At 68.5% G+C, this 11131-nt stretch carries 7 protein-coding genes; 3 read left to right on the top strand and 4 right to left on the bottom strand.

Going from position 1 to position 11131, the window contains the following annotated elements:
• Nucleotides 1-2: 2 nt before the first annotated feature.
• Complete coding sequence (locus tag E0H45_RS36665; RefSeq protein ID WP_131346383.1) at nt 3-1253, top strand: glycoside hydrolase family 28 protein; 1251 nt, start codon at nt 3-5, stop codon at nt 1251-1253.
• Here the strand turns inward: E0H45_RS36665 and E0H45_RS36670 are convergent.
• The 3 genes from E0H45_RS36670 to E0H45_RS36680 are packed head-to-tail and all read right to left on the bottom strand — an operon-like array spanning nt 1225 to nt 4831.
• A complete protein-coding gene (locus tag E0H45_RS36670) occupies nt 1225-2544 on the bottom strand; it encodes a four-carbon acid sugar kinase family protein (RefSeq protein ID WP_272949015.1) in 1320 nt (439 codons plus the stop codon). The genes E0H45_RS36665 and E0H45_RS36670 overlap by 29 nt on opposite strands.
• Before the next feature lie 2 nt (nt 2545-2546).
• On the bottom strand, nt 2547-3827 hold the full coding sequence (locus tag E0H45_RS36675) for a RuBisCO large subunit C-terminal-like domain-containing protein (RefSeq protein ID WP_131346385.1): 1281 nt from the start codon (nt 3825-3827) through the stop codon (nt 2547-2549).
• Entirely contained in the window at nt 3824-4831 is a 1008-nt protein-coding gene (locus tag E0H45_RS36680; RefSeq protein ID WP_131346387.1) for a zinc-dependent alcohol dehydrogenase, read from the bottom strand. The genes E0H45_RS36675 and E0H45_RS36680 overlap by 4 nt, the downstream gene beginning before the upstream one ends.
• A 124-nt stretch (nt 4832-4955) precedes the next feature.
• On the opposite strand from E0H45_RS36680, the gene E0H45_RS36685 reads away from it, so the two are divergent.
• Nucleotides 4956-6668: a glycoside hydrolase family protein gene (locus E0H45_RS36685; RefSeq protein WP_131346389.1), complete on the top strand. Its 1713-nt coding sequence runs from the start codon at nt 4956-4958 to the stop codon at nt 6666-6668.
• On the top strand, nt 6665-9379 hold the full coding sequence (locus E0H45_RS36690) for a glycoside hydrolase family 78 protein (RefSeq protein WP_165546724.1): 2715 nt from the start codon (nt 6665-6667) through the stop codon (nt 9377-9379). The genes E0H45_RS36685 and E0H45_RS36690 overlap by 4 nt, the downstream gene beginning before the upstream one ends.
• A 558-nt stretch (nt 9380-9937) precedes the next feature.
• Here E0H45_RS36690 and E0H45_RS36695 read toward each other — a convergent pair.
• Nucleotides 9938-10963: a LacI family DNA-binding transcriptional regulator gene (locus tag E0H45_RS36695; protein WP_165546725.1), complete on the bottom strand. Its 1026-nt coding sequence runs from the start codon at nt 10961-10963 to the stop codon at nt 9938-9940.
• Nucleotides 10964-11131 lie beyond the last annotated feature (168 nt).

Below are 11131 nucleotides of genomic sequence, written 5' to 3' on the forward strand. Positions count from 1 at the left end.
CAATGACTGACCATCTGATCACCAACTACGGAGCCGAGGCCGACCACGACGCCCGCGCCGACCTGCACAGCGCCGGTGTGGATTGTGCTGGTGTGGACCGTGGGGATGTGGATTGCACTGCCGCGATTGCGGAGGCGATTGACGCGTGTGCGCTGACCGGCGGGCGTGTTGTCGTACCCGACGGTGAATTCGTCACCGGGCCGATCCGGCTTCGCAGCAACGTCGAACTGCATCTGTCCGCCGGCGCGACGCTCCGGTTCCGCACCGACCCGACGGCGTACCCGATCGTCCGCACCCGCTGGCAAGGAATCGAGTGCTTCAGCCACTCACCTCTCATCTACGCGTACGACGAAACGGACATCGCGATCACCGGCACCGGCACCCTCGACGGCGGTGCGAGCACAGACAACTGGTGGAGCAGCACCCGCCCGCGCACCGACTGGGAACGTCTGCTGCGCATGGTCGAAGCCGACGTACCGGTGGAGGACCGCATCTTCGAACCCGGTCACGGTTTCCGCCCCAGTTTCATCCAGCCGCACACCTCCCGTCGCGTGCGCATCGAAGACGTCCGCATCGTCAACGCCCCGATGTGGGTGGTACACCCGGTCTTCTGCACCGACGTACTCGTCCGCGGAATCACCGTCGACTCCCTCGGCCCGAACAACGATGGCTGCAACCCCGACTCCTGCGAGGACGTCGTCATCACCGGCTGCTCGTTCACGACCGGCGACGACTGCATCGCGATCAAGTCCGGCCGCGACGCCGACGGCCGCCGCGTAGGCCGCCCGTCCCGCAACATCCTCATCGAGTCCTGCCGCTTCACCACCGGCCACGGCGCCCTGACCATCGGCAGCGAAGCCTCCGCCGGAGTCTCCAACATCCAAGCCCGAGACCTCCACATCACCACCCCACCAACCGCCCCCGCGACCAACTCCGTGGGTGGAGTGGGGAGTGGTGCGGTCGTGGGCGCGGGGGTTGACCATGCGTTGCGGATCAAGACGAACTCTTTGCGTGGTGGTGTGATCGAGCACGTGACCGTCGAGAACGTCGTCGTCGACGCAGTCACCACCTCCGCGATCCTCATCACCACCCGGCACGCGGAACCGGAACAGTTCGGCGGCCACGCCCCCGTCGTACGCGACATCACCGTCACCAACCTCGCCGTACGCTCAGCGCCCCGAACCGTCGAGATCCACGACACTCCCCAGGCGCCGGTCGAGTCCTTCACCCTGACCACCTCTGAAACTCCGTGAACAGGTCGACCTCGCCCAACTGCCCCGGCTTCAGCAAAACCTCCAGCCCATCAAGAGCCGGCACCGCAGAAGCCGCCCGACACAGATGCACCCCCGGCGATATAGCCCGCGGAGACCCGGCAAGCTCGAGCGAACTGATCCCGAGCTGCCGCAGCACCTGACCAGACGTATCCCCACCAGCCACAACCACCCGCCGTACGCCGGCTGCCGCGGTCACGCTCCGAACGACGTCTGCCAGCGCACTGGGCGCCCGTCCGAGCTCGTTGGGATCGAGCTCATTCGTGTGTACGACGACGCCCTCAGCACCCGCCGAAAACGCAGCAACCGCCCGCGCCGGAGCCTCGTCGCTGAGCGGCAGCACGGTCCAGCCGGCAACCCGCGCATGCTCGATCTGCTCGGCGGTACGCCGCGACTGACTACCCGACACCACCAACACCGGCCCACCCACACCAGACGTACCCGAGCCAACAGCCCCACCACCAGGCCGAAGCGCCAGCCCCAACGCCCGAGACAGCCCACCCGACCCAATCGCAAACCTGACTTCATCCGGAGACCCGTCCCGCAGAATCACCCTCCCGAGGGCCTGCAGATCCTCGTCCGTCAACGCATCCAGTACCACCGCACCAACCCCACCGGGCACAACAGGAGACTGGGAGAAGGGTTGGAGAGCGGGGCTGGTGGGGGACTGGGTGGTGGGTTGGGGGTTGGTGAGGTGTTGGTAGGCGGTGGGGAGGTTGGAGTACGTGGTCAGGTGGAGGGCGGTTAGGGGGAGGGTGGTTTGGTGGGAGAGGTGGTGGCGGAGGTCGGATTCGTGCATTGGGGTGGAGGGGTGGGTGGACATGGTGGGCTGGCGGTCTAGGCGGTGGATCTCGCCGGCTTCGGCGGCGAAGTGGTGGCTGAAGACGGTGTAGCGGCCTAGCTCCGGTTGCGCGATGAGGATGGGGACGACGGTGGGACCGCAGATCTCGCGCCCGATCTCCAGCGCACGCCCGATACTGCCGCGGGTGGGGGAGGAGTCCGCGGTCGAGCAGACCTTGTACTGCAGCACGCGTGGCCCGAGGTCCCGTAGCGCCTCCAGCACCGGACGGAGCTCGGTCTCCTGTTCGTCCGGCGGCAACGACCGGGCGATCCCGGCGACGCCGATCACGTCGTACCGCTCGGCCAGCTCCCGCAATTCAGGTGCCGACGGCAACGTCACGAGCAGCACCGCCCGCAGCCCGACCCGCGCGAACTGCACCATCGCATCCGTCGACCCAGTGAAGTCGTCCCCATAGAACGCCGCCTCAACCACGCCTACCCCCGACCATCACGACCCCCGTCGTACGGAGAGCCGAATTTGTTCAGGGCTTCTTGTAATGCGGGGACTTGGTTGGCGGCTGTTGTCAGGTCGGTGCCGGAGGTTGCTGCGGACCAGGCGGCGCGCATTGCGGTGACGCCTGCGCTTGGGCCGCTCGGGTGGCCGTGGATGCCGCCGCCGGCGAGTACCAGGAGATCTGTCGTGTTGGTACGGCGGTACGTCTCGGGGGCCAGTCCAGGCGTCTGGCCGGAGGAGAGAACGGGCAGGGTTTCGTAGCCTCCCAGGAGTGGCGTACGGACGGCGGTGATGGAGCGGAGGACCTCCTCGTCGGTTTCGTAGAACTTGTTGGACAGACCGTTGGTGTGCAGGTGATCCGCCCCAGCGAGGCGGGCGAGTTTGGACCACGCGATGTAGTCGATGCCGAGCTGCGGCACTCGGGTGTAGACACCGGTCATCGCGCGATGACCGTGGATGGGCAGGACGCAGCGTTCCCTCAACCAGGCGAGCGCGCTGAAGCCGACGAGGTTCACGCACACCATCACGCAGGTGCCGCCGGCCGCGTGCACCAGGTCGTGGTTGGCGGCCATGCGGTCGAGGTCGTCGGTGATGTTGAACGCATACATGGGACGCCGGCCGGTGCGCGCGGCGGCCTTGTCGAGTTCCTCGGTGACGACCGCTACCCGGTCGGCGAGTGGCGAATGCGGCGGGTTGCCCATCAGTTCGTCGTCTTTGATGAAGTCGATGCCTGCCTCGGCGAGCTCGCGGACGACGAGCCGGAGTTCTTCGGGAGGCAGTCCGATGCTCGGTTTCACGATCGTGCCGAGCAGGACGCCGTCCGGCCGGTCGAGCAGTTCGCGGGTCCCGCGGACGCCGTACTGCGGACCGGGATAGCGCTGGGCGAACGGCGCCGGGAGGTCGAGGTCGAGCAGCCGGATGCCGGCGAGCTGACGGAGCTCGAACAGGTTGCCGGCCACCGCGGCGAGGAGGTTGGGCAACGACGGGCCGAAGTTGTCCAGCCCGAACGCGATCCGCACCCGAGCGCTCCGCTTCACGGCATCCCGCGAGCGGGTGGTGCCTGGCAGGTCCGGGTTGCCGGTGGGTGGGAGTTCTTCTACGGAGAGGACGCGGGCGGCGAAACGTTCGCGGAGTTCGGGGGTATCCCGGGCGACGGCCGTGAACGTGCCGGTCGACTGTTCGCCGGCGATGGCCTCGGCGGCCTGTTCCAGTGGGAGGTAGGTCTCGACCAGGTACGTGGCGACGACCTCTGCAGCGCTCATCGGGTCGGGTCGATCTGCGTCTTGAGGTGGGCGGCCCCACCGTCGATCGCCAAGAGGGTCTCCGGCGTTCGGCCGAGTGGGACTACGTCGGAGATGTACGGGCGTACGTCGAGAGTTCGCGTGTTGACGAGCTGGGCCGCCGCCGCGAAATCGGCAGGTGTGTAGATCGTCGAGCCCTGCACTGTGACCTCCTTGAGAACTACCGGATTCAGATCAACCGTCAACGCGCCGCCGAACATCGGCAGCAGCACCACCTGCCCGCGCGGTCTGCACAACGCCAAGGCCTCCGCGAGACAGCTCGGATGCCCGGACGCCACCACGACCACGTCGAAACCGTCCCCGCCGCTCACCTCGATCCCGAGCGGTACCAGGTCCGCCGAGCGCGGATCAACCACGGCCTCAACGCCTTGTGACACGAGGAACTCGCGGTTGTGCTGCTTGACGTCGCTCACCATCACCGTCCGCGCTCCACGGTGCCGGCTCACCGCGGCCGCGAGGCTTCCGATCGCTCCACCACCGAGGACGGCGACGGCATCTCCGGCCCGCACCGCCGACGTGGAACGCCACCCCACCGCGACCGGCTCGATCATCGCGCCCTCGCCGTACCCGATCTCGTCGTTCAACGGCACCAGCACCCGCCCCGGCGCGGCGAAGTACTCGCTCAGCATCCCCGGCCAGCCCAGGCCGGGAACCCGTTTGTGCTTGCAGAGATGAGGATGACCGGTCTCGCACCGCGTGCACTCCCAGCAGGACAACGCCGGCAGTACGGCGACCCGATCGCCTGCGCGGAAGCGTGCATCACCCGACGACACGACCTCGCCGGCGCCCTCGTGCCCTAGCACCACTGGCGGTTTGCGGAACGGATGGAGCCCGCTCCAGGTGTGCAGGTCGGAGCCGCACAGCCCGACCGCACGCATCCTGAGCAGCACGTCGTCGCCCACGTCCGGCTCCGGCACGTCGGTCACCGAAACCTGCCGTGGCGCCTCCAGAACGGCTGCTCGCATCAGGTCTCTCCTTTGCTCGGGGTCCGACCAGTCTCCGTCAGTAAACCTCAAGAAAACAAGGCGGATCGGCCAGCCTGTGGATAGCCGGTTGACTTCGCGCGCGCAGGAGGCAAAGGTTTACCTCATGGCGACGATCCCATCGACTCTGCTGCTCGAGGACCGGGCCGCGCTGGCGATGAACGCGGTGACCGGCCTGGCCGACGACGACCTGGACGGCATCCCGTTCTTCAGTGCGAACCTGCTGGCCCGTCCTGCCCGCATGGACCACGGCGACTGGGACTACGGCTCCAGCCACGGACGGCTCACCGACGCGATCCTGCTGACCCGCCAGATGACCGGCGGCAAGGACTGGGACCCACGCTGGGACACGATCGCCGACCGCTACCGGCAGCGGCTGTTCGCGCTGCTCGCCGACGACGGTCTCACCTACCGTCGGGCGCACCCCAAGGGCCACTGGCTGCCGAATGCCAACCTGATCGACCAGCGCGCCACCCTGCTCGCCATGACGACCGCAGTGGTCGCCAGTGACGATCCACAGGCCCAGCGGGCCGCGGACCGCCAGGTGGCTGCGCTGAAGCGGATCGCGATCAAGGAGCGCGACGTCTGGTTCTACCCGGCGTCGGAGTACACGAAGGACGGCTGGCCGTCGTCGAACGCGATCGACCTGCATCTCGCGCCCGACCCCGCCTCGTTCTCCGGCCGCCTGATCATGCCGCTGTTGCGCTACCACCAGGCGACCGGCAACACCGACGCGCTGGAGCTGTGCGAATGGTTCGCCCGGCTGATCGTCGAGAAGAGCGGTGTCTTCAACGTCGACGGGAGCTTCAACCCGGCCCGTGCGTACCGCAGCGGTCATTTCCACACGCGAGTCGGGACGCTGGAAGGGCTGGCCCGGCTGGCGAGGCATACCGGTGACCACGGGCTGACCGAGTTCGTGCGACGGAGCTACGACTGGGTGCTCGGCGAGGCGACCCGGTTCGGCTGGACACCAGGCGACCTGGCCGACCAGCAGTACGAGCACGAGACCTGTTCACTCGTCGACCTCATCGGTCTGGGTACGACGCTGGCAGGGAACGGACTCACGGAGTACTGGGCGGTCGTCGAGCGCTTCGTCCGCAACCACCTGGCCGCGTCGCAACTGCAGGACGTCAGCTGGGTGGAGTCCGCACCGGACCGCTCACAGGACGAGCCCGGATGGCGGACGTACGTCGACGTCGGTCAGCGCGTTCTCGGTGCCTTCTGTGGGTACGGCGCTCCGAACGACTACGTGTCCGACGTACCACTGGGGCGCGGCCACACCAACGACGTACAGGCGTGCTGTGTCGGTTCCGGCGTCCGTGGACTGTTCTGGGCGTGGAACAGCATCGTCACCGGTGACCACCGCTTGACGCGAGTCAACCTGCTGCTCACGCGCGGCCACCACGCGGTCGACGTCATCAGCCACCTGCCGGTCGAGGGCAAGGTCGAGCTGCACGTCAACGAGCCGATTGACGAGCTCCGGGTGCGCATCCCCGACTGGGCCGGGTACGCGCGGCTGAGGCTTCAACGCGGAGACGACGAGTGGACCGGCGCCGAGCGGATCTGGGCGCCCGACGGCTACCTGTCGATTCCGAAGCCGCAGCCGGGGGAGCGCATCACCGTGACCTTCCCGATGGTCGAGCAGACCACCACAGAGCTTGCGGCCGGCAACGAGTTCCGGACCACCTGGCGCGGCGACGACGTGATCGCGATCGATCCGCCCGGCAGGTCCCGACCGATGTACGGCGACCGCCCGGAACACGCCGGCGGTGTGCGTGAGTACGAGCTCCACCGACCCGAGACGGAGTGGTCCTGGTGACAACTGACTGGGTGCTGTCCGAGCCGCCGAGTGCGACGGCGCTGACAGCGTACGACCTGCGCTGTGAGCACCGTGTCGATCCACTCGGGATCGGTACGGCGCGACCGCGGCTGAGCTGGCGGTTGGCGTCGCCGACCCGTGGCGATCGGCAGGACGCGTTCCACGTGCAGGTGCTGCGCGACGGCGTACAGGTGTGGGACAGCGGGTGGCGGAGCGAGCGGGACACGTACGTCGACCACGGTGGTGCACCGCTGACGTCGCAGACCGACTACGTGTGGCAGCTCTCGGTGCGGGATGCGGCCGGACAGGTCTCGTCGGCGGAGGCGACCTTTGCGACCGGTCTCTTCCACGACGACGAGTGGGAGGCGCACTGGATCGAGCACGACTACGAGACCGATCCGTACTTCGAGCCGCCGGTGGATCGCGTCGAGCCGCGGACGGTGCGGCAGGCAACCATCGCACCGCCTCGCTACTACCGGCGCTCGTTCGAGCTGACCCAACCGGTCAGCAGGGCGCGGATCTATGCGACTGCCCACGGTCTCTACCAGTTCAGCGCCAACGGTCAGCGGGTCGGCAACGACGAGCTGACGCCGGGCTGGACCGATTATCGCGAGCGCGTCGCCTATCAGACATACGACGTGACCGATGTGTTGCACGAGGGCGAGAACGTCATCGGTGCCGTGCTCGGCGAGGGCTGGTGGTCCGGGTACGTCGGGTGGGACACGCGAAGCCACGCGCACCACTACGGCAAGAAGCCGCAGCTGCTCGCGCAACTCGTCGTCGATCACCCGGACGGTTCGCGGACCGTGGTCGCGACCGACGGACGCTGGGTCGAACGCGTCGGGCCGATCAGGTTCGCGGACCTGCTGATGGGCGAGTCGTACGACGCCAGGCACGAGCTCGGCGCCTGGTCCAGCCCAGGGTACGACGCCGGCGACTGGGCGCCTGCCGGTGATGTCGGCAGCGACGTGTCGACGCTGATCGCCGCGACGACCGACCCTGTGCGGGTGACCGAGGACATGCCGGCGACCGCGGTGACCGCGCTCGAACCAGGACGTTTCATCGTCGACCTCGGGCAGAACGTTGCCGGCCGCATCCGGTTGCGAGTGCGTGGCGCCGAGGCCGGGGACCGGATTCGGCTGCGGCACGGCGAGATGCTGCAGGCTGACGGCGAGTTGTACACGGCCAACCTCCGGACGGCCGACGCCACGGACTACTTCGTCAGCGCCGGTGCGGGCGAGGAGTTCTTCGAGCCGATCTTCACCGTGCACGGCTTCCGGTACGTCGAGGTCGACGGCTATCCGGGTGAGCTCACCGCCGAGGACGTGACCGGGCGGGTGCTGCATTCGGACACGCCGGTCGCGGGGCGGTTCGAGTGTTCGGATCCGGGCGTCAACCAGCTGCTCAGCAACATCCGGTGGGGGCAGCGAGGCAACTTCGTCAGCGTTCCGACGGACTGTCCACAGCGCGACGAACGGCTCGGGTGGACGGCGGATGCGCAGATCTTCCTGCCCACGGCGGCGTACCAGTCCGACGTACTGACGTTCTTCGAGAACTGGTTCGCCGATCTCGCAGTGGCGCAGACCGATGATGGCGCGATCCCGGATGTGATTCCGCACGTGATCACCGGCCGGCACGGGACGCCGGCGTGGGCCGACGCGGCGACGATCGTGCCGTGGACGCTGTACCGGATCTACGGCGACGAGCGCGTACTGCGGACCGCGTGGCCGGTGATGCGGCGCTGGGTCGATTACGTGCACCGCGCCAATCCCGACCTGATCTGGCGGAACCGGACGAGCGGTCACTACGGCGACTGGCTGCAGGTCGGCGTCCAGACCGATCGGGATGTTCTTGCGACCGCGTACTTCGCGCGGAGCGTGGAGTTCACGGCGGCGGCAGCTCGGGTGCTCGGACTGGCGGACGAGGCGGCGGCGTACGGCGAATTGCGGGAGAAGATCGCGGCGGCGTTCGTGGCGGAGTTCGTGGATGCCGAGGGCAAGGTTCGCGGGGACACCCAGACCGGGTACCTGTTGCCGTTGGCGTTCGGGTTGCTGCCGGAGCAGCCTGAGCAGGCGGCCGTCAAGCATCTGGTTGCGGATCTCGAGCTGCGCGGACGATCGCTGACGACCGGGTTCGCCGGGGTCGCGTTGCTGTGCCCGATCCTGACGAAGTATGGGTACGCCGAGTTGGCGTACGACCTGCTGCACGACGACCGGTACCCGTCCTGGGGGTACTCGATCAAGCACGGCGCGACGACGATCTGGGAGCGCTGGGACGGGTGGACGGAGGAGAACGGGTTCGGGCCGGTCGCCATGAACTCGTTCAACCACTACTCACTCGGCTCGGTCGGCGAGTGGCTGTACGGCGACGTCGCGGGCATCAGCCAGTCGCCGGAGTCGATCGGCTTCCGGGACCTCGTCATCAAACCCCGCCCCGGCGGCCGTCTGAACTGGGCCGAGGCGTCGTACGACACTCCGACCGGCCGAGTCACCACCCGCTGGCAACGGTCCGACGGCACCCTCACCCTCGACGTAACCATCCCACCCGGCGCCAACGCCACCATCCACATCCCCACCGCGGACCCCGACGCCACCCAGGAATCCGGCCAACCCCTAACCCAGTCGAAGGACCTCACCGTCCTCGACTCCACCCCCGACACCACCATCTGCCGCACCGGGTCGGGCACCTACCACTTCACCACCCCCGCCTAACCCCACCCGGCCCACCGCCCACCCCACCCCGGCCCGCGCCCCCACCGACCACCACCTGCCGCCCCGGACCCGCGCCCGCCGCCCGGACCCGCGACCGTGTCAGCGGCAGCCGCTAGCCGCGCTGCTCGGTTCGTGCAGATGGCGGGTTGTTTCACCGATGGCGTCATGCAACCCGCCAGCGGTGAAACAACCTGGCATCCGGCAGCACAACGCGCCCGGCTCCGGACGTGTGTCGGTGAACCGGAGCTGGGGTGCGGAATCTCCGACGGGCGTTGGCATGGCTGACGTAGCAACTCTCGAGGGGATATCCCCTGGGGTTGTGGGTTCTCCACTCGCATACCAAGGGAGAAGGCACAACGCCGAGGGATATCCCCTCGTGTGCGGGGCTCTCGCCATGCCGGTTGGGGCGCGCCGGTGGGACGGGTCGGTCGGTTGGGACGGACCGGGCGGTGGTGCGGACCGGGCGGTGGTGCGGCGCCTGGTGCGGTGCGTGCGACCGGGAGGGGCGGGGTGGTGGTGCGTGCGTGCCGACCGGGTGGGGCGGGGTGGTGGGTGTGGTTAGCGGCGGGGGCGGTGGGGTGGGGGTGCTGTGGAGGCGCGGATTACTAGTTCGCCTTGGACGTGGGTGGTGGCGGTGGTGACTCGGGGGGTGAAGCGTTCCCAGGCTTGGCGGCCCAGTTCGATGGTGGAGACGGCGTACGTTGTGAGGCCGGGGTCGGTGTGGGCGCTCATGGGGGCGTTGTCGATGCCGGCGACGGAGATGTCGCCGGGGACGGAGAGGCCGAGTTCTCGGAGGCGGCTGAGGACGCCGACGGCGACGTGGTCGTTGAAGCAGATCATCGCGGTGGGCTTGTACGTCAGCGCCTCGTCTACCGCGTCCTGTCCGTCGACGAGCGTCGAGCCGCAGGGCACCCGGATGATCGTCAGACCCGACGCCTCCGGTGAGCGGAAGCCGCGTTGGCGTTGCTGATCGGACCAGGCCGCGGTCGGGCCCTGCAGGTACGCGATCCGCTTGTGGCCGAGTGACGCGAGGTGTTCGCAGAGCGCGCGGACGCCGAGGTGGTAGTCGACCACGACCGAGCCGACCGCGGAATGCCGCAGTACCCGGTTGATCAGGACGAGTCGGCGCGCGGCCTCGGCGACTTCGCGCAGGCGGGGCGTACTCATCCGGGGCGCGCACAGCAGCAGGCCGTCGACCCAGCGGGCGAGCTCGATCGCGGAGCGGTACTCCTGCTCCGGGTCCTCCTCGGTGCCGGCGACGAGCGTGTGATGGTCGGTGGCGGCTGCTTCGGCGGCGACGCCCTTGAGGATCTCGGCGAAGTACGGGTTGCCGAGGTCCGGTACGACGACGCCGACCGTCCGGCTGCTGCCACGCAAGAGTGTCTGGGCCGCGGGGTTCGGCCGGTAGCCGACGTCCTGGGCGGCGACGCGGACCCGGTCGGCGACCTCCGGCGACACCGGCTTGCCGCCGCTCAGTACCCGCGACACGGTCGCCGTCGACACCTCGGCCAGCCGCGCCACGTCATGGATCGTGGCGCGGGCAGCGCGGTCCGCAGCGGGCTCCGAAGATCGATACCGTCTCACCGGCCCATTGGACCATGATCCCAGCGCAGATCGCTGCCGGTAGAGCGATGTAAACCTTTTCCCGATTTCCTGCAGTGAACCCTTGACGCCACCGCGACCCCCTGCGACGGTAGCCAGGAAAAGGATTACCCGCCCACCGCCCCGGGCTCTGTTGTGGCGGTCCGCGCG

Origin of the sequence: Kribbella soli (assembly GCF_004331345.1) — a bacterium.
In the GTDB taxonomy this organism is placed as follows: Bacteria; Actinomycetota; Actinomycetes; order Propionibacteriales; family Kribbellaceae; genus Kribbella; species Kribbella soli.